Raw genomic sequence first — 21,454 nt, forward strand, 5'->3', positions numbered from 1 at the left:
AGAACATCAAGCTTCTCCAGGACCGCGACAACATCAAGGTCGTGATGAAGGACGGGGTCTACTACAAGCGGCTCATCCCGACACCCGGCATGTAGGGACCGAATTGTTACTGTGTATCTGAAGCCTATTTAAAGCAGGAGAATTTAAATGACAGTTAAAAAAAGTGTTCTCGTCGTAGGTGCCTCGCGTGGGCTCGGTCTTGCTCTTGCGGAGGAATACTGCGGCCGGGGCTGGCATGTAATTGCGACGTCGCGGAGCAAGTCCGCCGGACTTGCAAGCCTGCTTGAGCGCTATCCGGAATCGCTTGAGCTTGAGACCGTGGATATCGTGGACCTGGCCTCGGTGAGAACCCTGCGCACTCGACTCGAGGGGCGCAAGCTCAATACGCTCTTCGTCAACGCCGGCATCGCCAAGGCGAATGTATTGACGACGGTCCAGGTGGAAGAGAAAGACTTTCTCGACATGATGTTGACGAACGCGCTTAGCCCAATGCGAGTCATCGAGGTATTTCGGGACATTGTCGCGGAGAATGGCGTGATGGCAGCGATGTCGTCCGAGATCGGCAGCATTACCAACAGCTTCGGGTTCTGGGAGCTATACAGTTCGAGCAAGGCAGCGCTGAATATGCTGATGAAGGCGTTCTCGACACGCCATCCGGACGATTCGCGCGCACTTCTCCTGGTCGCTCCAGGCTGGGTCCGCACTGAAATGGGCGGACCGGAGGCAACCTTCGAGATTTCGGAGAGCATCCCGCTCGTGGTCGACGTGGTCGAGCGCAACGCAGGCGTGCCGGGACTTCGCTATACCGACCGTTTTGGTGAAATCCTGCCGTGGTGAGAACGACGGAAGGCGCGGAAATCTTCCGCGGTCGATAGCCCGTCTGAATTCCCGAGGCGATCAAATGGACGTGGACATAAAAAGAAAAAAGACCGAAGGCAAATCCACGCCCTGTTCGCCTACGCGGGCTGCGTCGACCGCGGAGTTGAGCGCCAGGACGCTTGTCTGGAAGGCTGTCCCTTCGTTTCGGTGGCGTAGGACGGCTCACCACCGGGTGGACGCCGTATGCGGCAGTCGAGCAATGTCGCGGCATCGGCCATTGCCCTGCCCGATGTCATCGACAAAGAGTGCCGTCGCGATAGGCTACCAACCCCACGGCTGATAGCCCACCGGTTTTGCGTAGACGACGCGCTCATCGATCGACGTGTGGCGTTCACACCAATCGACCGCGAAAATTGTCGCGCCGTGCGTCTTTCTCACCACGGCAGGATTTCGCCAAAACGGTCGGTATAGCGAAGTCCCGACACGCCTGCGTTGCGCTCGACCACGTCGACCACGAGCGGGATGCTCTCCGAAATCTCGAAGGTTGCCTCCGGTCCGCCCATTTCAGTGCGGACCCAGCCTGGAGCGACCAGGAGAAGTGCGCGCGAATCGTCCGGATGGCGTGTCGAGAACGCCTTCATCAGCATATTCAGCGCTGCCTTGCTCGAACTGTATAGCTCCCAGAACCCGATACTATTTGTAATGCTGGCGATCTCGGACGACATCGCTGCCATCACGCCATTCTCCGCGACAATGTCACGAAATACCTCGATGACACGCATTGGACTGAGCGTGTTCGTCAACATCATGTCGAAGAAGTCCTTCTCATCCACCTCGACCGAGGTCAATTCATTCGCCTTGGCGATGCCAGCGTTGACGAAGAGCGTATTGAGCTTGCGCCCCTCGAGTCGAGTGCGCAGTGTTCTCACCGAGGCCAGGTCCACGATATCCACGGTCTCAAGCTCAAGCGATTCCGGATAGCGCTCAAGCAGGCTTGCAAGTCCGGCGGACCTGCCCCGCGACGTCGCAATTACATGCCAGCCCCGGCCGCAGTATTCCTCCGCAAGAGCAAGACCGAGCCCACGCGAGGCACCTACGACGAGAACATTTTTCCTAACTGTCATTCCAATTTTCCTGCTTTAGTCTGGTGCGAGTTTTTTCGCCGGTTGTCTGGACATGCGGCTCGGATATCAGGCCACCGATGCCCCGCCATCGGCGACTACAACTTGGCCCGTCGTAAAGCTACCTCGCATCAGATAGAGGTAAGCTTCGGCCACCTCATGTGCTTCAGCGGCATGCTTGACGAGAAGGTTTTCTTCAGCGCGTTGAAATGTCGCCTTACGGACAGCCTCAGGGAAGCTATCCCAAAGGCTGGTCTTGACCGTTCCAGGGCAAACCACATTGACCCGCAGCGGCGCAAGTTCCACCGAAAGCGCACGCGCAAGCGCTTCAATCGCGCCGCAGACGCTCGACACCACGGACGAGCCCTTACGGGGGCGGCGCGCTGCCATCCCGGAGGAAAGGACGATCGAGCCCCCCTCACGAATCTGGCCCGCACCGTACTTCGTGGCCAGGAAAACACCCCAGTAGCGGACTCCGAAAAATGCCTGCGCATCCTTGAAGCTCAAGTCCTTCTGATCAGCCATTAGCAAAGGATTGCCGGCCGTATACACCAGATGGTCGTACGCTCCTATCTTCTCGAAGAACGACTTGATGCTAGCCTCATCCTGCAGGTTGAGCACATGACCTTCCGCACTCGGCGGCAGTTGCTGCTGCGCCTTCGCTACCCTCTCCTGGCTGCTAGACGCAATGACGACAAGTGCACCTTCGTCTGCCGCAGCCTTCGCCGTAGCGAAACCCATTCCCGACGATCCGCCGAGAATGACAATCCGTTTACCTTTAAGCGACATAACTTCCTCCAATACGATGCAAAAACCCCAGTTTCATTTCTGAATCATTGCCGTCAGTGTGGGCCAGACGTCCAGCAAATACAGTACCAAAGAGCGTTCTGCACGTCCTAAGCCCGCATTCGAATCTGCGGAGTCAGCGGCTCAAAGGTTCCAACCGGACGACGATGATCCTCCGTAATCCCAAGCGATCTTACTGCACACTCGATGATGTCTTACCCACGCCCATAACGCTTGACCGACTGGCACTGTTCGCCGAGACCCGCGATGCCAAGGCGCATGGTGTATCCACCGTCGAGGTAACGCGGCGGCGTGAAGCCAAGGCCGACGCCTTGTGGCGTTCCCGTTATGATCACGTCACCCGGAAGCAGAGTCATAAATTTGCTGACATAGCTGACACACTGCGCGACAGAGAAAATCATGTCTGCTGTATTGCTATGCTGCACTCGCCCACCGTTCACTTCACACCACAGATCCAGCGCCTGCTCGTTGCCCACTTCGTCCCGAGTTACCAGCCAGGGGCCGATAGGGCAAAACGTGTCATGACTCTTGCCTTTGGTCCACTGACCGCCTCGCTCGAGCTGATGCTCACGCTCCGATACGTCATTCACAATGACGTATCCAAAGACATGATCGAGCGCCACGGCCTCTGAAACATTTCTCGCACGGCGCCCTATCACAACGCCGAGTTCCACCTCCCAATCCGATTTCGTCGAGTTTTCCGGAAGAACGACGTCGTCGAACGGACCTGTGATGGCCGTATTCGCCTTAAGGAAGATGATTGGCTCCTTTGGAATCTCGGCGCCCGCTTCTTTCGCGTGCTCGCGATAGTTCAGTCCGATTCCGACCACCTTGCCGATATTTCCGATGGGACAACCAAGCCGGGAACCAGCGGGCGCTGCTGGTAAGGCGTCGATTTCCCTTGAATCGAGGCCCTGTAGCGAGTCCGACCCGATCAGTTGCGGATCAATGTCTGATACGTGTGCGGACAGATCGCGGACGACCCCGTCCGACCCGACGATACCTGGCTTCTCGGCACCTGTATGACCAAAGCGTACTAGCTTCATATCTTCCTACTGGAAGGAGTGATCCAATGTCCTGCCTGTTGGCGCGAAGACCCAGGCACGATCAGAGATTTCAGAGAAATTGACATCTCCGACTGCGGTGTCGGGCTCCTGCACGTCTTCACCTCAGCACGACACCGCAGCATGGCTTGCGCCTTTTATTTCGTCAGGAACTGGAGCAGCAATTCGTTCACGGCTGCTGCCTTTTCGATGGGCGTCCAGTGACCGCATTGCGCCAGTTCGACATACTTCGAGCCCGGAATCTTGTCGGCAATGCCCTTCGCAGTCGCAGGCGGCGACGTTGCATCCTGATCGCCCGTCACAACCAGCGCCGGAATCCGCAGCTTCTCGATTGCCGCCGGTTCGAGGCCGACAATCATCTCGCAGGTTTGCGCGTACATTTCGGGATCCTGTCGCATCACAAGCTCCCGCACGAAAGCCGCCAGCTCCGGATGATCCCGCTTGGTCTCAGGCGACGTGCCGCCCTTCACGGTCGCGTCGGCAATGCCTGCCAGACCAACCTTCCTGGCCTGCTCCGCACGATCGCGGATCGCCGTTTTCGCTGCCTCCGGCGCTGCCTGGATCGGCCCGATCAACGCAATGCTGCGCACCATCTGCGGATGCTCGAGAGCCAGACGCTGCACGATGACGGTGCCCAGCGAATGCCCGACCAGATGGACACTTTCAAAACCCGCACCGTCGATCAGCTCCACGACATCGGCGACCAGCGCATCGATGGAAATCGGTGCCTTGTCGCTGCGGCCGCAGCCACGGATATCCGGGACCACAACCCGAAAGCTGGGCGAGAGTGCCGCAACCTGCGCTCCGAAAACGTTACCCGTGCCGCCGAGTCCGTGCACGAGCACGACTGGCGTACCTGCTCCTACGTCATCGTATTTGAGTTTCATATGTCATTCCTGAATGTAGTGGGTTGATGAAATGAAGGTGATGTGGTGCGTCGATCGCACCGCTCTTTTATGCTGCGCTTCGTTTCCGTTTCGGTGAAATCGCAGTTACGTGTTGCTGCAGCATCGCCGGAAGCGTCATGACGCTCACGTCATCCGATGCCGCCTGCCGGTACCCAAGTGCTGCATCGATCAGATCCAGCGCATTGACGTCCTTCAGGCCGGACAGCCGTACCCGTGGCTTCGCCGGCGCATCAAGCGCAACAGCGCACGGCGTCCGGCAACTGCCGAGGCAGTGGACCAGCATCACGGTCATACCCTGGCTGGTCAGCCTTTCCTTTATTTCGTTATAGAGAGCCAGTCCCTGCTCACCGCTGTGCGGCCTGTCCCTCGGGCAGGTACGGCAGATTGCGACGGTACTCGATTGGTCGCACCCGTTCATATCCGGGTTGACGGCATCGAGTGGTACTAGGCTCTCGTGCACGGTAAGCGCCACGCTGTCTCCTGACTTCATCTATTTCGAGGAAAGAACTACCCCTCTTTTTCTGAACCTTGTTCGGACAACCAGAAACTGCAAATTCTGTGGATGAATTCTAGGTGTGTGTTCAATCGCACGCTTATCGGATCGTCTAGTCGCGTATCCGCGCCGAGGTTGACTTGACGTTGATTTCACCAGTGTTGAAGGTCGCGGTGCCGCCCGGGCACTTCGGTCCGACGATTGCCCCGACGGCATTGCGTGACGCTGGCCGGGTGCGGAACGAATTGTTTAGGGCCGACTATAGAGCGCAGCATTCAACGCTTTCAGCTGCCCATCGTTCTGGGCCTGAATCAATTGTTCACGCACTTCCTGACGGGTTAGCCCCCTATTCGGACTACCGTAAGCGGTTGCCCCGGCCTCTGTACCGCCTTGATCCAAGCTGGCCGGTGACTGGGTGGGCGTGTTCTGATTCTGAGCGGAACCGGACACCGAATCCGCATGAGCGGCAGCTCCGACTATCAGAAGAGAGGCAAGGCCAAGAGCCGAAAGAATAGTTTTCACACCAATACTCCTGCGCGGAAAAGGCTAAAAATTAAGTGGAATGGATCAGATAGCTTTCGCAAGCGAATCCTGTGAATCTATTCTAGGTCTGGGTACGACTTCGGGCTTATCGCAGTGTCCTGACAATTATCAAAGAGTCCATGTTTACGAGAGCCAGGGTGAGCGCTCTGGGTGCACAGCAATACAACTGGATACCGACCGTTCCGAAATTGATCCTGGGACACGAGCCTTACTCTTGCTCTGCAGCAGATTTCGTTCGGTTGCGCATTAATGCGACGCTCCTTTCGCCTACGGCATCCGCGTGGTTACCCCAACTGCCACGGATGTAAGTCAACACCTCCGCAATGTCATGATCGCTCATGACTGCGCCAAAGGACGGCATCGGGTACGCCGCCGGGACACCCTGGATCACCACCCTGCCCGTCCCGTTCAGTGAGACGTTGATCAATGACGACGCATCGGTTTCGAGCAGATTCGGGTTGCGCTGAAGAGGCGCAATCAGTGGCGCCACTCCCTTCCCGTCGGCGCCATGGCATTGCAGACAATAGATCGCATACAAGCCCTTCCCGCTTTGTACCGGTGTTCTATCAGAAGTGGGGGATGCGAACGCAGATTGTGAAATGTATACGGCCCTCCCTTCCGCCGAATCACGAGCTGGGGGCAATGACTTCAGGTAATGCGCCATCGCAGCCACATCGGCATCAGTCATACCCTGCGTACTTTGATTGATGACTTCAACCATTGAGCCAAAGCTGGTGGCGTGCCGGTTTGATCCTCTCTTAAGAAATTCCGAAACTTCCTCCTCGGTCCATTGTCCTAGTCCCGTATTCGAGTCTCCGGTCAGATCGGATGCGTACCAGTTGTCGATTAACGCACCGCCGAGAAATCCCGCCCGCGAGCCGTCAAGTGCAAGCTCCTGATGAGCCACACCGCGCGCGGTGTGGCATGCTCCGCAATGCCCCAGACCTTGGACTAGATAAGCTCCGCGATTCCACCGCGCATCCCGACCCGACACAGGCTCATAGACCTTTGAGTCCAGAAAGATTGCGTTCCAGATCTTTATCGGCCAGCGAATGGCGAGCAGCGGACTGATGTCCGGTTGCCGATTGTTCTTCTGTGCCGGACGCACCCCATGCATGAAATATACATATAGTGCATGCACATCCGCGTCGTTCACCTTCGCAAAGGATGTGTACGGCATCGCCGGATAGAGGTTGTGGCCATCCTTCGCCACACCTTCACGGAGTGCTCGGGAGAAGTCTTGTTCGGTATACTTGCCGATACCGGTCACCGGATCTGGCGTGATGTTCGTGGAGAAAATCCTGCCCATCGGCAAAGCCATCGGTAAGCCACCTGCCAGCGGAGCACCGCCGGGCGCGGTATGACAGGCTGCGCAGTTTCCGACCCGGGAAAGATATTCTCCTCGTTCGACCAGTTGATAATTGGGATCCTGACTTTGAGCGCTTGCAGTGAATGCGAGGAGTGAAAGTATTGACGCGCAAACGCCACGGAACGTAGAAACATTCATTACCGATTGTCCTCAAGCGAAGTTGCCGTCGGCCAGCTGGTTTCCTACTGACAAGTGACGCAGGCGCTTGCCGGTCGCTGAAAAGATGGCGTTTATAAGGGCTGGCGCCAGAACCGCACACCCTGCTTCACCTATTCCGCCCGGCGATTCGTTGCTCTGCACTACGTGAACTTCGATGCGAGGTGTTTCATGGATACGCAAGATGCGATAGTCATTGAAGTTGCCTTGCACGACTCGACCTCGATCGATTGTGATGCCTCCATATAGCGCTGCAGTGATGGCGAAAATCACGCCTCCCCGAATCTGCGCGTCGACTGTATCCGGATTGATTACATGCCCGCAATCTACAGCGATCACTACCCGCCGCACGTGGACTTCGCTATTCCGAACGTCTGCTTCGACGACCGCAGACAGAAAGCTGCCAAACGCATGCATCACTGCCACCCCACGTCCGGCGCCGGCATCAAGGGGTTGGTCCCATCCCGCCTCACGAGCGACGACATCGAGAACATGAAGCGCACGCGGTGTAGGCGACAGCAGCGCCCGACGATAAGCGACGGGATCGGTCTTTGCCCGCGCTGCCAGTTCGTCGATAAAACTTTCAACGACAAAGGTTCCTCGTACCGGTCCTACGCCACGCCAGAAGCCGGTGACGATTCCACGCGGCTCCTGTCTGACATACTCGATCCTTTGATTGGGTATCGCATAAGGCAGATCGGAAGCGACGGCAACGGCGTCCCGGTCAAGACCGCCTTTGAAGTACGTCGGCTGAAAACGCGCAAGTACAGATGAGCCGGCCACAGTGTGCCGCCAGCCTACGGGCCAACCGTGTTCGTCGAGACTAGCCGCGATCTTGTCGTGGTACATGGGCCGAAGCGTACATTGACGAATGTCTTCCTCCCGCATCCACGTAAGCTTGAGCGGTGCATTCACATGCTTCCCGATCTGCAAAGCCTGGATGACAATGTCCACTTCGCTGCGCCGGCCAAAGCCCCCACCAAGGAGCCGGTTATGGAGGACGATTCGCTCCCGCGGCAAGCCCGTATAATTCACGCCGGCGTCCACTGCCCAAACCGGCACTTGCGTTCCGGTCCATATGTCACAGCCGTCCGGCCTGACATGAACTGTGCAGTTTAGTGGCTCCATGGGAGCATGTGCGAGGAACGGCTGACCGTACTCGGCCTCATAATGCAGGGTGTGTTTGGCGAACGCTTCCTCCACATCACCGACCTGCCGCGACACGACCCCGCTTCTCAATGCCGCCGTTTGCAGATCCCGCTGCAGTATCTGTGTATCGAGCGACGCGTTCGGGCCGTCATCCCATTCGATCACCAAGGCTTCGAGACCTCGCTTTGCTGCCCAGGTATGATCGCCGACGACCGCGACAGTGCGTTCGAGCGTAACGACCTGGCGTACACCCGGGATTTTTCGGGCAAACCGGTCATCAACCGCTTTGACCTTACCTCCGGCCACCGGACTTGTAATAGAAACCGCGTAAAGCATCCCCGGAACCCGGACGTCGATACCAAATACCGCGCTTCCATTAACTTTCTCTGGGGAGTCAAGGCGTTTCACTGGCCTGCCAATAAGGCGGAACCGCCGCGGATCCTTCAGCGTAACGGTCTTGGCGAGGTCTTTCGGGATCGGCAAACTCATAGCCATCTCAACCAGTTGCCGGTACTCCAGCGTGCGGCCGGTCGGTCCATGAATGACCCGCGCATTCTCAGCATGACAGCTCTCAGGGGGCACCTTCCACTGACTGGCCGCTGCCTGAATTAACAAAACTCGTGCGGCGGCCCCCGCGCGTCGCAGGGGTTCCCACGCATAGCGTATTGAATTCGATCCCCCCGTAATCTGCGCACCTAGCAGCGGATCGGTATAAAGCTCGGAAACCGGAGGCGAGGTCTCGATTTCGACATTGTCGAGAGATACTTCGAGTTCCTCAGCAATCAGCATCGGAATTGATGTATAAACACCTTGCCCCATTTCCACCTTAGGCATGACCAGCCTGATACGTCCATCCCGTGCAATACGGACAAACACATTCGGGACGAAATCGCTCTGCGTATCAGTGAGATCGGAAGAATCAACTAGCGGATTGCCCGCTCTCAATACTGGAGCCGCAATTACCGGCAAACTAACGCCAAACAGGAGCATTCCGCCTACGGTTAAACCAACACCGCCGCCAATCCTCAGAAACGCACGCCGGCTGTACTCGACCCCGTTCTCGTCGATCACGCCGCCTCCGCTGCCAGGTGAATGGCTGCTCGAATCCGCTCGTATGTCCCACAACGACAGATGTTTCCTGCCATTGCAACATCAATGTCCGCGTCCGTCGGTTTCGGGGTGCGGCCAAGCAGTGCGGCCGCTGACATGACCTGTCCCGACTGGCAATAACCGCATTGCACTACATCAATGTCAAGCCATGCCTGTTGCACCCGCTTCCCGACAGGCGAGTTGGCCACGGCTTCGATGGTGGTGACCTTGCGGTTTGCCAGAGTGGCCACCGGGGTCACACAAGCGCGGCCAACGTCGCCGTCCAGATAAACCGTACACGCGCCGCACTGGGCAATGCCACAACCGAACTTGGTTCCGGTGAGACCAATCACGTCTCTCAGCACCCAAAGCAGCGGCATATCACCTGGAACATCCAGCTCGTAGCCCGTACCATTGACATGCAGGAACACCATTGCTTCTCCAAAGTTTGTTCAAACGAAAGCGGGAGCCACAGGATGGGAACCAAGAGCCAGCCTGCTTACGGATTTGCGTCAGCGATGGGCTGGATGGAAGTGCACAACTTCAGCGGTCATTGCGGAGCTGATGCGCCGGTTGCCGTACTAACGGTTTTCAGCGGCGTTGACCCGGTGTGCTCCGCAGTGGATGAAGCATCCTCCGGGAAAGCCGTTTCCCAACCACCACCGAGGGCCTTGTACAGGGTCACAAGATTGACTGCAGCGTCCGCCTGACTCTGCGCCAGCTCGCTTTGAGCGGCCAGCAGGTCTTTCTGTACGGCGAGCACGTTGAGGAAATCAATGGCACCCTCACGATACCGTTGCTGCGCGACCGAAAGCGCGAGCTGGTCCTGCTGCACCACCTCCTTCAAATTATCACGGCGGCGCTGCTCGGCATCGTAGGCGGACAATGCGTCATCCACTTCATGCCACGCCTGCAAGACCGTACGCTGGAAGCCGATCGCTGCTTCCTGTTGCTGGGCCTTGCGCAACTGGAGCGTGCCCCTGAGTCTTCCGCCCTGGAAAATGGGCATCGAAATGGAAGGACCAAAGACGAACTGATGCGAAGCCCAGTCACCCAGACTCGAAAGCTGAAGCGACTGCGAACCAAGACTACCCGTGAGCGAGATCTGCGGATAGAAGTCAGCCTGGGCAACGCCAATCTCGGCAGTTGCAGCATGCAACTGTGCTTCCGCACGCCGGATGTCGGGGCGGCGTCGTACCAGTTCCGACGGAAAGCCGATCGGCGCACGAGCCGGGAGCGATGGAATGTCGCGCGGGGCTCCCAACATCTGTGCGAGTGCACCGGGTTGTTCGCCGAGCAGGAAGCTGAGTGCGTTGATAAGTGCGTCGCGGCGCGCCTGCAGCGGCGGCAGCCGCGCTTCGATCGACGCAACCTGCGCCGATGCGTTGGCAACATCGAGGGGGGTCGTAGCGCCCTCGGTCATGCGCAATCGTGTCAGCTTGACGGTAGAGTTGGCGAGCGCGAGATTCTGGTTCGTGATGTCAAGCAGGGTCTGTGTAGCTCGTAACTCGATATAGTCACGGGCAAGTTCGGCTTGCGCGGAGAGCAGGACAGCGCGGCGTTCCTCAGCCGAGGCCTGCACTGCCGCGTTGGCTGCTTCCACGCCGCGCCGCGCATGGCCCCACAGGTCCAGCTCGTAAGACGCATCGAAGCCGTACTGCCATAGGTTGTAGGGCGGCGATCCGCTCGAGCCAGGTAAGCTGGAAACACCGAATGCGGTTTCTCCATTCGCGGATTCGGGCTGCACTCCTGCGGGAGTGGTGCCCAGCAGCGAAAAGATGCCATTCGGGCTCGCCCGCTCCCGGTCGTAAGACGCAGCACCGCTTAACGTCGGATACAGTTCCGCGCCTGCAATGCGTAACCCGGCGCGGCTCTCCAGCAGGCGAACCGAGGCGGCCTTGACGTCGAGATTGTCGGTCGCGAGCCGCGACTCCAATGCCACCAGGTCCGAGTCTCCCAGCAGGGACCACCACTCGGGCGCGAGCGTGGCCTCGACGGGTCGGCTCGGCGCCTCAGCCTGGTTGGCACGGGTGAAATCATTGGGTGCTGAAACATTGGGCCGCTGAAAATTCGGTCCGAGCGTGCAACCCGCAAGCATGGCACCTGACAGCAGAGCTAGCAGAACGGGCCGAATAGACAAGGAGTGTGCCATCAGTTTGTCCCCGCCTCTTTAACTGATGTGTCACTTGCTGCGACATCGACCGTCGGCTCGACCGAAAGGCCCACGCGCAACCGGGCTACGCCCGGCTGACCCGGATCGAGGATGATCTTCACCGGCATGCGTTGCACGATTTTGGTGAAGTTGCCCGTTGCGTTGTCTGGCGCGACCGGCGCGAACGCGATACCCGTCGCCGGCGCAACGCTGTCGACATGGCCGGTCAAGACAAGACCCGGAAAGCTGTCCACTGTGATGCGAGCCGGCTGATGCGGGTGCATATGGTCAAGCTGGTTTTCCTGAAAGTTGGCGACGACATAAGCCTGTGACAGCGGTACCACGGCCAGCAACGGCGTACCCGCAGCAACGATTGCGCCAACTCGGATCGAGCGCTGGCCGACCATACCGTCTATCGGTGCGCGGATTTCCGTATAGGAAAGGTTAAGCTTCGCCTGATCGAGCGCGGCCTGGGCGCGCGCCAACTCGCCGAGCGCTCTGGTGCGCCCCGCACGCAGAATATCAAGATCCTGCTGGGCAGCTTGCAGCGCAGCACTGTCGCGATCGTGGTCAGCCTGTTGCTGATCGAGCGTGGTCACGGCGTGCTGCTGCTCCTCCATCGTGCCGGCGCCGCCAGCGGAAAGATTGCGATAGCGCGTGGCGTTGGCGCGCGCGAAGTCAATGGCGGCTTCGTCGGAGTGCAAGGTCGCTTGCGCCTGTGCGACGACTGCGGGATGCTGCGCAATCTTCGCGTCAAAATCACCCACGGTGGCCGCGGCTACATTCAGGTCACCCTGCGCACTGGCAAGGGCGGCGCGATAGTCGCGGTCATCGATACGCGCCAGAAGCTGGCCCGCTTTCACCACCTGGTTGTCGTCGACCAGAACCTCGGCAATCTGGCCAGCAACACGCGGTGCAACAAGCGTGTAATCGGCGGTGACATAGGCGTCGTTTGTCGACTCAGCGACGGGTTGTTGGGAGAGCAGCTTTGTGCCGCCCCAGCCGCAGCCGGCTAATAGGAGGGCCAAGGCCCCAAGCAGGACGGGCTTTCTGGATGGTCGGGTAGATTGTGACATTTTCGATGTGTTCAGCGAGAAGTTGTCTGGGTGGGCGCGCGGGGCGGACGGACACGCACAGGCACGATGGGAATGAGCAGCACAAGGGCGGCGGCAAAGACCGCCATGACGAGATAGAGGTCCGCCGACATTAGTACGATCGCCTGCTCATGGATCCTGCTGGCCAGTTGCGTAAACGTCCCCGCGTGATCGGCGGCCTGTCCGGCGATCAAAGGTGCGCCGCCCAACTGGTCGACGAGCATCGTGGAATGGTAGTGTTCACGCGCGGTGCCAAGCCCTTCCACCAGCCCGATGCCGATCGCCCCGGCAAAGCCCTTCACCATGTTGAACATGGCCGACGCAAACGGGCCCTCGGTTGGCGGCAGTCCGGTAGTCGTTTGCAGTAGCAGCGGAATCACGGCCATCGGTTCGCCGACCGTTAGAAGCGCCTGGAGCAGGTAGAAGTTCTCGCGCACCCAGTCCGACGTCATGAAGGTGCCGAGGGCACAAGAGAGCGCGATCAGGGTCAGTCCAATCCCCAGCACCCAGCGGCAATCAACACGTTCGATGTTGAGGATCGCCGCCGTGAGCGGTAGCGCGACAAGCTGCGGCAGGGCGACGACCAGCGCCAGTGGTGCAATCTGCAGCGGCCGATACCCACGCACCTCGGTGAGATAGTCGGCTGGAATGACAGACACCGCCAACAGGATCACCAATACGCCAGCAAGCGTAATCAGCGAATGGGTGAAATTGCGTCGAGCCAACAACCGCAACTGGAAAAAAGGCAGCGGGTGCGACCACTCGTTCAACAGGAACATACAGAACAGCAGCCCCCCTCCAACGAGCAACAGGCAGATCAGCGGCGAATTGAACCAATCCAGCCGGTCGCCCTGGTTAAGCCCGATCACCATCATCGAGATGGCAGGAAAACCGGTGAGCAAGCCGACCCAGTTGAATGTGCGAAAGCGTTCCAGCCTCAGCGGATCCTGCGGCAGACCATAGGCGATCGCCGCGCTGCTCATGAGGCCCAGCGGCACTACCTGCCAGAACACCATGTGCCAGCCGACGTATTCGGTCCACAAGGCGGCTAACGGCGTACCCAGGTTGGGTCCGAACGTCGCGGTGAGCGCATAGCTGGCAAGCCCATAAAGTCTGACGTTGGGCGGCAGGTACCGAAGCGCCGCCGTCATCAGCATGGGCGGCAGGCATCCACCGGCAAGCCCCTGCAGCGCCCTCAGGACCGCGAGCGTTCCAACATTGGTGGCGAACGGGCAAAGGAAGCCCAACAATGCGAAAGCGAGGACCGCGCCGATGGTGAAACGTCGCAGCGAGAAGGTCACTGAGCACCAGGGCGCGAAGGCCATGGCGGTGACGTTGGTGGCCTCAAAGAGCGCGGTCAGCCAGGTTCCCTCGTCGTGGCCAATCGACAGCGCGCCACGCACGTCGATCATTGCCACGTCGGTGACGTGTTCGTTCAACCCCGCGGTAAACGAAGCGAGCAGTACGCCCACCAGTCCGATCGCAAGCCGTAGTCCGAAAGCGGGTGGCGTGGGCGCAGCGGGGGCCGGTGGCGCAGGCGCGGCAGCAGCCACCGGCATCTGCGGGCTTGGCACGGGGGGCGCCAGAAGTTCGACAGTTGTCATACTGATGAATCCGCAAACGCACACGCAAGCGTGAAAGGCACGCTTAGGCGAGCAGTTGTAGGGCAGATCGCTGTCATAGCTGCAGCGGCGCTGCAGACCCATCGGGACCGCGACCTACGCGTGGTGAGAAAATATGTACAGAAACTCGGCATGGTTTACACCCGGTGTGTTTGGAACAGTTTGTGTACTCTAGCAATTCCTGATTTGACCGTACCGTCAAGGGATGCCAACCATCGTCGCGATACGGACAACTGCTCTGAAAGAGATTTTCCCGCTTCAGCCGGGTACTTCACCAGCAACAACCCGCATCGGCCTGCGATGAGGTGGCCAGCCTGTTAATGCGCTGCCGTCGGAACATAAACGCCCTAAGACATCGGCGTGCCTGCCTGCATGCACCCCTTCGAGGTATCGGGAATAGAAGCAAAAATTCAATGTCGCTTCGTCTTGCCGGCCACCTTTCGGCCAACCTCAATTCATTCATTTCCGCCCGCTCAAATAAGCGGTTGGTGCGATCCCGAGCGTGCGCCGGAACATCGCGGTGAAGGCGCTCGGACTGTCATAGCCATGCTCCATCGCGACCTGCAACACCGAGGCGCCCGCAGCGAGACATGGCAGGCTTAGCAACAGCCGCATGCGGCGCAGCCACTGCCCGAAGCTCATCCCAAGTTCGCGATGGAACATTCGGGCGAGGGTTCGCTCGCTGACGTTGATTCCGGCGGCCAGATCTGCGAGTATCACGGGTCCGGAAGGGCTTGCGATCAGTTGCTCGCACAAGCACATGAGTCGCGGGTCTCGAGGCATGGGCACGTGCAATTGCAGCCGCGGCGCTGCTTCGAGCTCATCGAGAATCAGCTCCATGACCCGGTGATCCCTACCCCCAAGCTCGTAGTCCAGCGGTACGCGCGTCGCGGCGACGATTGCCTCGCGTAGGAACGGGGACACTTCGATGACCTCGCACGCATCTGGAAGACCGGGACGGGCATCAGGGGCGACAAAAACCGTGCGCATGCTGACGTCGCCAAAAAAGCGCACGGCATGGTCCGATCCAGTCGGCATCCACACGGCACGTCCCGCGGGTACGACCCAACTCCCGTGCTCGCTTATGACCGTCATGACACCACTAAGCGCATGAATCAGTTGCGCACGTAGGTGGCGGTGCGGCGGAAAATAATAGCCGTGCAGATAGTCGCTTGCCAGGGCCGCAATTTCTCGGGGAGATTGTTGGCAATCCTCAATGGTTCGAAAGATTTCCATAGTGCGAAAAGTGTAGCTGTTCCTAAGCAGGTCGCCGGAATCGAAAATTTCACGCATCAACTGCAACGACGCACGGCGTCCGGCAACTGCCGAGGCAGTGGACCGGCATCACGGTCGTCTCCTGCGTGGCCAGCTCTTCCTTTACGCTTTGATAGAGAGCATGTCCGAATCCTGTGAATGCATTCTAGGTCTGGGGGCGATTTCAGGCTTATCGCAGCGTCCTATCGGTTATCAAACAGTCGAGCCCGTGAGCGGGCCTTATCCGGAATTCGTGGTTTTTTCGCACGCTCCCGTGACTCTGCCAGCACTCGCTTATCAGACAGTCCACTTTTTCAGGATCCACGCGTGCTAGCCTGTAAAAACTAAAGGCCGCCCAGCGACTGCGACTGGACGGCCACTTTGAACATCTCGGGTGACATGTTTGCTGGACGTCAGGAATTCGCCCGGCGGCTTTCCTACACGGAGATGGAGATCAAAGCCTCGAGGCGAAACGCGACAGCGCGTTTCTCGCGCCGGCCATTGGCGTAATTACGCAACCGCCTACGAGGCAGAACAGCGGGGCATCACCAGAGAGTTTGTTGAAAGAAGCGAGCGCTTCACCAGTTCACCTGTCGGCTCAAACCCCGGGGCCGGTTACTACGAGCTTACCGAACGAGCCTCGCTCCAAGTGGTCCAGCGCGGCTGGGAGCTGGTCGAACCGATACGTTTTCTCGATCACAGGTTTCAGTTCTTGCCAGTCAACCGCGCGCACCAGGTCTTCTAGTGCGCGGCGCGGCCCGACTCCAATGCCCTGCACCGTGGCGCGCGCCTGCAGCAGCGGGAAAACGGAGGTCCGCAGCTCGTCTCCCTGCAGAATGCCGATAACCGATATACGGCCAGCTTGTGTCAATGACAGCATCGACTGGCCGAAGTTATCTCCACCGGCCAACTCCACAACGTGGTCTGCCCCGCGTCCTCCAGTGATCTCACGCACCGTTGCGGCCCAGTTCGGCGTCCGCTTGCGATTGATGCCATAGGCGGCGCCCAGATGCCTGACGCGTTCCAACTTGTCGTCGTCGCCGGAAATCACGATTACGCGTGCCCCCTGTGCTGCCGCAATCTGCACTGCGAACAGGGCGACGCCACCGGTTCCGATCACAACCACGGTGTCGCCTGGACGAGTCGATGCACTCTCGGTCAGCGAAAACCAGGCGGTCAGGCCGGCGCAGGTTAATGTGCTAGCCTGAGCCGGGTCCAGCGAACGCGGAGCAAGCACGAGCGAGTCCTCGTTGAGCACGACATACTCGGACAACATGCCTGGCCCTGGCGCGCCGAACATCACGCTAGTTTGTGGCTGGACGCCATCGACCCAGCCGGAGAAGAAAGTGTTGATCACCGCGTCGCCCACCGCGAAGCTGGTGACGCCCGGTCCCACCACGACAACCTCACCGCTCATGTCGGAAGCTGGCACGAAGGGCAACGGCAATGGCATGCCCATCCCATCGTGGGTGATCCGCAGATCACGGTAGTTCAATGCGATTGCCTGTACCTTCACCAGCACCTGACTAGGGCCGGGCACCGGTACAGCGACTTCGGCCAGTTGCAGATTTGTGCGACCATAAGCAGGCAATTGCCAACGTTGCATCGAGAGCGGCATGGTGTTCTTCCGTATTAACATGATGACAGCCGCAGAATAACGATTCTGTGGACTACAGAGTGCATCATATTGATCGGCAGTATGCAGATAAAATGGAACCAATAAGTGGAACCTGTTTCACATGATCGGCTGGCCGGAATTAGCGCCTTCGTGGCTGCAGTAGAAGCGGGAAGCTTCGCGCAGGCAGCGGCACGATTGAGGCTGACCCGCTCTGCAGTAGGCAAATCAATCGCCCGACTTGAGGCACGGCTGGGGTCCCGACTCTTCGTGCGAACAACGCGCAGCCAGAGCCTGACTGACGACGGCCAGGTCTTCTACGAGCGTTGTGCCCGTGCGCTGGAGGAGCTGAACGCCGCGCAGCAAATCCTCGAAGCAGGGCGCGACGAGCCGGTAGGTCGGATACGGGTAAGCGCGCCGGTAGTTTTCGGTCGTTTGCACGTGACGCCCGTTTTGCTAAGTCTGGCAAAGCGCTATCCGCGACTCCAGCTTGAAGGGATCTTCACTGATCGCCTGGTCGACTTCGTCGACGACGGCATCGATCTCGCAATACGCAGCGGTCTCCTCGCCGACAGCGATGCGATTGTGGCGCGCCGGCTCGGCGAGCAGCGCATGATACTTTGTGCGTCACCGGCCTATCTCGAGAGCAACGGAACGCCACGTGACCTTGCCGATCTCACCGCGCACCGAGGCATCAACTATATGCGTGGGGGTCGGATATTCCCATGGCCACTGACGGACGCCACTGGACGTAAGGTGGAAACGGAAATTGCACACAGGATTGGATTTGATGACATCGGGGCGATAGCTGCCGCTGCTGTCGATGGCGCTGGGCTTGCACACGTCCCGTATTGGCTGGTGAACGAACATTTGCAGTCGGGTGCGCTCGTCGGCGTCCTCGGTGAAGCCTCGTCGGTAATGGTCCCGTTGCACGCTATCTGGCCCCGGACGCGCTACCTGCCGTACAAGTTGCGTGTAGTGATAGACACACTGCTGGACGCCATTCCACCGTCCCTGCAGCCGGCAAACAAGCTTGCCGATCCGGCATACTCGCCTTGATCTGCACGCACAAGCTCAGGCATTCCTGGTACTACTGTACGTGCGGCCGCCTGACTTCACGAGCGCGAAGACCGGCAAGCGGAATGCGATGATCTCGCCAATCTCGCATCACGACGTCCCAGCTCACTGCCTTGGCACCGGGTGGCGCGAATGCCTTTTAAAAACGCTGGTTTGCCAATCCGACGTTCACCTCGTCGAGCGAGCGGGACATGTCGTGCAACACTGAGACTATGAGCAACACGGGGCTGTCTTATGTTGCGGTTACTGATCCAGTCTGAGTCGGAGCAACCGTCGAGGCGCTCGCAACCCCAGCCCAGCAAAGCGATGTCTTCAAAGAAAGCGGCACAAGAATCGATAAAGCGAACTACCGCACGGAATCTATTTCTCACGTTCAAAGGATTGTCCGTTGAGTGATCGAGTTGAAACGTCGGTCACAACTAAAGTTCGTGGCACCTGCCGGGAACGGTCACGGTCGTGGAAGCGTTGCATCCAGTGCGGATACGGCAGGCCCGGCCGCGGTACACGATCGAGCCGTTTCAAGCTGGTCTCCGCCGTACGCACGATGTGTAAGCGACCGAGTCCTAGCTGACTGGGACCAGCGCCAGTGCGCAGCCGAACTTTGGTCGCGACGAGCATGCGCCGAATGTGCAGTAGTTCATAGTCCAGACCCCTACCTAACCTCAACATGGATTGCGACGGCGGCGGGATTGATGCCCCGCCGTCTGGTGGCGGAACGACTGACAATATCCCGAATGCGGACTAAAAGCAGTGTTCGGGCGCAGGGAATTCTCTCGACTTGACAGCCTTGATATAGGCGCCGATAGCAGCTTCGATACTCGGCATTCCATCCATAAAGTTACGCACGAAGCGAGCGGTCTTGCCGGGAAATATTCCCAACATGTCGTGCATTACAAGGACCTGACCGGAACAGTCTGGACCAGCGCCGATTCCGATGGTCGGTATTTGAAGCAGGTCAGTCAGTTCTTTGCCCACCGTCGCCGGAATCGCTTCAATGAGCATCAACGATGCGCCCGCCTCCTGGAGTGCTACTGCATCCGCTTTCAATCGTTCGACATCCTCAGCTTTCTTTGCCTGAACCTTGAACCCACCAAGACGGTGAACCGATTGCGGTGTCAACCCAAGGTGGGCACACACGGGTATGCTGCGTTCCGTTAAAAATTTCACGGTTTCGACCAACCAGGCACCACCTTCGAGTTTGATCATTTGTGCGCCCGCCTGCATCAATCTCACAGCGCCTTCAAACGCAGACTCGGGCGTCCCGTAGGTGCCGAACGGCATATCAGCGGCTACCAGCGCAGATCGATTTCCGCGGGACACACACGCCGTGTGATACGCAACATCTTCGAGGGTAACTGGCAAGGTTGTGGTTTGGCCTTGCAACACGTTGCCCAAGGAGTCGCCAATCAGCAGCATATCGATTCCACAGCGGTCCATCATCGAAGCAAAGCTTGCGTCATAGCAGGTCAGCATCGCAATCTTCTCACCGGCTAATTTCATGTCCATCAGCGCTGGTGCTGTGGTCGCCTTGCGCACGGCGCTTTTGCTCTCTTGAAGATAGCCGGTCATTTAAAATGTTGTCGTTAAAGAAAATTTTTTCAACGCCGGAATGGGACTGCCGGGTGCGACGCTGATGAGGGCCTTCGTCGACGAGAACGCCCGATCGAGGTACGTGGTCGTCCGTTAGACCAGCACGTGGCCACCATCGACAATAATGACCTGGCCCGTGCTAAAACCCTGTTGTATCAGGTAAAGATACGTTCGAGCAACGTCGCTTGCCTCTCCAACCCTTCGCACAGGCATCTTTTCGGCGATGTGATCATAAAGACCATTGCGATCAGCTTCACTCATATTGTCCCACAAGGCCGTGCGCAAGACACCGGGCGCTACGGCGTTGACTCGCAGCGGCGCAAGCTCGACCGCCAGGGTGCGAGTCAGTGACTCGATCGCGCCAAGAATGCTCGACGGGATCGCCCAGGCAGGCAGCGGGCGCGACGACGCCACTCCGCTTGTGAGCGTGATAGAGCCACCCGCGCGAATCAGCGAAGCCCCGTATTTAACGGCCTTGAGCGCACCCCAATAGCGCACTTCGAAAGCCTGCTGCGCAGCCTTAATGCTGACATCGGCAAGGTTTTGCAGGAGCAGCGCTTCACCGGCCGTGTAGACAAGGTGGTCGAATGCGCCGACGCGCGTGAAAAACGCGCTCACCTGTGCCTCGTCGGTAAAGTCGAGCGACTCTCCGCGAGCGCCTTGAGGCAGTCGGTCCACTGCAGCTGCGACGCGTTCACGGTTGCTTGATGCGATGATGACCTCGGCTCCGGCTTGCGCCGCAGCTTCGGCCACAGCAAAGCCAATTCCCGAGGTGCCGCCCGCTACGACGACCCGGCTTTTCTGGAGGGTGACGTTGGATAGTTGATTGTTTCCCATGCTCGAAGTTTCGTAAGAAAGAAAGACCACGCGACGACGTAGAGCATAAGGCAGCACGCACCGCCTTAACTGATCTCTACCCTATCGCAGCTGCGAAAGAGTGTACTTGTTTAGCGACAATCGCGTCGACCCAATCGACCGATCGCCCGCGACACCGACAATCCGATTCGACAGAAATAATTTTCCCTATGTCAACGCAAAGTGTAAATTCGGACCCGATAGCTTCACCGCATTTTCCGCCTCGTAGCTGATAGACCATCGCAGCAGTGGATCATTCACACTGGGTGGATGGAATGCGCGCAGGGGTACTGCGCGCCCAGACTACATGCTCAGGTCAAACACTTTTGGCATCCTCACTGGGCGTCCGGAATTGAAACGCAACGGGTAAAGGTACGACGCGTCCTAGTTGGACTTCGACACTGCTGACGGCCCTGATTCCGACGAACCGGACACATCGCCGCCGCCGATCCCTTCCGAACGGTGTTTCTCAGCCACCTTGGCTTCAGCAGCCTGAATTTCCGCCGGATAGGTAGTTCGACCCTGGCCTGGGCGCCAACCAGTTTGTTCGAGCTCAACCAACTCGGCGCGAACCTGCGCCCGGGTGAGCGGACCATTTGATTGGGCAAAGGAGGCAACCGGGATGGCGAATACGCCGGCAACGACAATGGCTTGCATGAGGGACTTCACGATAAATT

18 protein-coding genes are annotated in these 21,454 nt (G+C 58.7%); 2 read left to right on the top strand and 16 right to left on the bottom strand.

What is annotated here, in order from left to right; all coding sequences use genetic code 11:
• Window positions 1–147: 147 nt before the first annotated feature.
• The gene (locus P3T17_RS37215) at window positions 148–837 is read left to right on the top strand and encodes an SDR family NAD(P)-dependent oxidoreductase (protein WP_074267578.1); all 690 of its coding nucleotides are present in this window, start codon (window positions 148–150) and stop codon (window positions 835–837) included.
• 416 nt (window positions 838–1,253) lie between these two features.
• Here P3T17_RS37215 and P3T17_RS37220 read toward each other — a convergent pair whose 3' ends face one another.
• The 13 genes from P3T17_RS37220 to P3T17_RS37280 form a co-directional block, all read right to left on the bottom strand.
• A complete protein-coding gene (locus tag P3T17_RS37220; protein ID WP_429289451.1) occupies window positions 1,254–1,943 on the bottom strand; it encodes an SDR family NAD(P)-dependent oxidoreductase in 690 nt (229 codons plus the stop codon).
• A 66-nt stretch (window positions 1,944–2,009) separates the two neighbouring features.
• Window positions 2,010–2,729 carry an SDR family oxidoreductase gene (locus P3T17_RS37225; protein ID WP_074267576.1) on the bottom strand — a complete coding sequence of 240 codons (720 nt, stop codon included), beginning with the start codon at window positions 2,727–2,729 and terminating at the stop codon, window positions 2,010–2,012.
• 212 nt (window positions 2,730–2,941) lie between these two features.
• Window positions 2,942–3,793: a fumarylacetoacetate hydrolase family protein gene (locus P3T17_RS37230; protein WP_074267575.1), complete on the bottom strand. Its 852-nt coding sequence runs from the start codon at window positions 3,791–3,793 to the stop codon at window positions 2,942–2,944.
• 155 nt (window positions 3,794–3,948) lie between these two features.
• A complete protein-coding gene (locus P3T17_RS37235; RefSeq protein ID WP_429289449.1) occupies window positions 3,949–4,698 on the bottom strand; it encodes an alpha/beta fold hydrolase in 750 nt (249 codons plus the stop codon).
• 67 nt (window positions 4,699–4,765) lie between these two features.
• A complete protein-coding gene (locus tag P3T17_RS37240; RefSeq protein WP_167379439.1) occupies window positions 4,766–5,191 on the bottom strand; it encodes a DUF1636 family protein in 426 nt (141 codons plus the stop codon).
• A gap of 772 nt (window positions 5,192–5,963) precedes the next feature.
• Window positions 5,964–7,262: a c-type cytochrome gene (locus tag P3T17_RS37245; RefSeq protein WP_074267571.1), complete on the bottom strand. Its 1,299-nt coding sequence runs from the start codon at window positions 7,260–7,262 to the stop codon at window positions 5,964–5,966.
• Window positions 7,263–7,274: 12 nt separating this feature from the next.
• On the bottom strand, window positions 7,275–9,500 hold the full coding sequence (locus P3T17_RS37250; protein WP_074267570.1) for a xanthine dehydrogenase family protein molybdopterin-binding subunit: 2,226 nt from the start codon (window positions 9,498–9,500) through the stop codon (window positions 7,275–7,277).
• A complete protein-coding gene (locus P3T17_RS37255) occupies window positions 9,497–9,952 on the bottom strand; it encodes a (2Fe-2S)-binding protein (RefSeq protein ID WP_074267569.1) in 456 nt (151 codons plus the stop codon). Before P3T17_RS37255 ends, P3T17_RS37250 begins: the two co-directional genes overlap by 4 nt.
• A gap of 116 nt (window positions 9,953–10,068) precedes the next feature.
• Window positions 10,069–11,670: an efflux transporter outer membrane subunit gene (locus tag P3T17_RS37260; RefSeq protein WP_083611635.1), complete on the bottom strand. Its 1,602-nt coding sequence runs from the start codon at window positions 11,668–11,670 to the stop codon at window positions 10,069–10,071.
• Complete coding sequence (locus P3T17_RS37265) at window positions 11,670–12,746, bottom strand: HlyD family secretion protein (protein WP_074267567.1); 1,077 nt, start codon at window positions 12,744–12,746, stop codon at window positions 11,670–11,672. Before P3T17_RS37265 ends, P3T17_RS37260 begins: the two co-directional genes overlap by 1 nt.
• A gap of 11 nt (window positions 12,747–12,757) precedes the next feature.
• Entirely contained in the window at window positions 12,758–14,368 is a 1,611-nt protein-coding gene (locus P3T17_RS37270; RefSeq protein WP_074269327.1) for an MFS transporter, read from the bottom strand.
• A 477-nt stretch (window positions 14,369–14,845) separates the two neighbouring features.
• A complete protein-coding gene (locus tag P3T17_RS37275) occupies window positions 14,846–15,679 on the bottom strand; it encodes an AraC family transcriptional regulator (RefSeq protein ID WP_367117612.1) in 834 nt (277 codons plus the stop codon).
• 559 nt (window positions 15,680–16,238) lie between these two features.
• Complete coding sequence (locus P3T17_RS37280; protein ID WP_171991643.1) at window positions 16,239–17,258, bottom strand: zinc-dependent alcohol dehydrogenase family protein; 1,020 nt, start codon at window positions 17,256–17,258, stop codon at window positions 16,239–16,241.
• Window positions 17,259–17,363: 105 nt separating this feature from the next.
• Between P3T17_RS37280 and P3T17_RS37285 the strand changes: the two genes are divergently transcribed.
• On the top strand, window positions 17,364–18,314 hold the full coding sequence (locus P3T17_RS37285) for a LysR family transcriptional regulator (protein WP_074267566.1): 951 nt from the start codon (window positions 17,364–17,366) through the stop codon (window positions 18,312–18,314).
• Window positions 18,315–19,073: 759 nt separating this feature from the next.
• Here the strand turns inward: P3T17_RS37285 and panB are convergent.
• The 3 genes from panB to P3T17_RS37300 all read right to left on the bottom strand — a co-directional run bounded on the left by panB (window position 19,074) and on the right by P3T17_RS37300 (window position 21,446).
• Window positions 19,074–19,901: a 3-methyl-2-oxobutanoate hydroxymethyltransferase gene (gene panB, locus P3T17_RS37290; protein WP_074267564.1), complete on the bottom strand. Its 828-nt coding sequence runs from the start codon at window positions 19,899–19,901 to the stop codon at window positions 19,074–19,076.
• A 114-nt stretch (window positions 19,902–20,015) separates the two neighbouring features.
• Window positions 20,016–20,759, bottom strand: a complete 744-nt coding sequence (locus P3T17_RS37295) for an SDR family oxidoreductase (protein WP_074267563.1) — start codon at window positions 20,757–20,759, stop codon at window positions 20,016–20,018.
• 402 nt (window positions 20,760–21,161) lie between these two features.
• Window positions 21,162–21,446 (bottom strand): DUF4148 domain-containing protein, encoded by a 285-nt coding sequence (locus P3T17_RS37300; RefSeq protein WP_074267562.1) that lies wholly within the window; start codon window positions 21,444–21,446, stop codon window positions 21,162–21,164.
• Window positions 21,447–21,454: the final 8 nt, after the last annotated feature.

Source organism: Paraburkholderia sp. GAS82, from assembly GCF_050436285.1.
Lineage (GTDB): Bacteria > Pseudomonadota > Gammaproteobacteria > Burkholderiales > Burkholderiaceae > Paraburkholderia > Paraburkholderia phenazinium_B.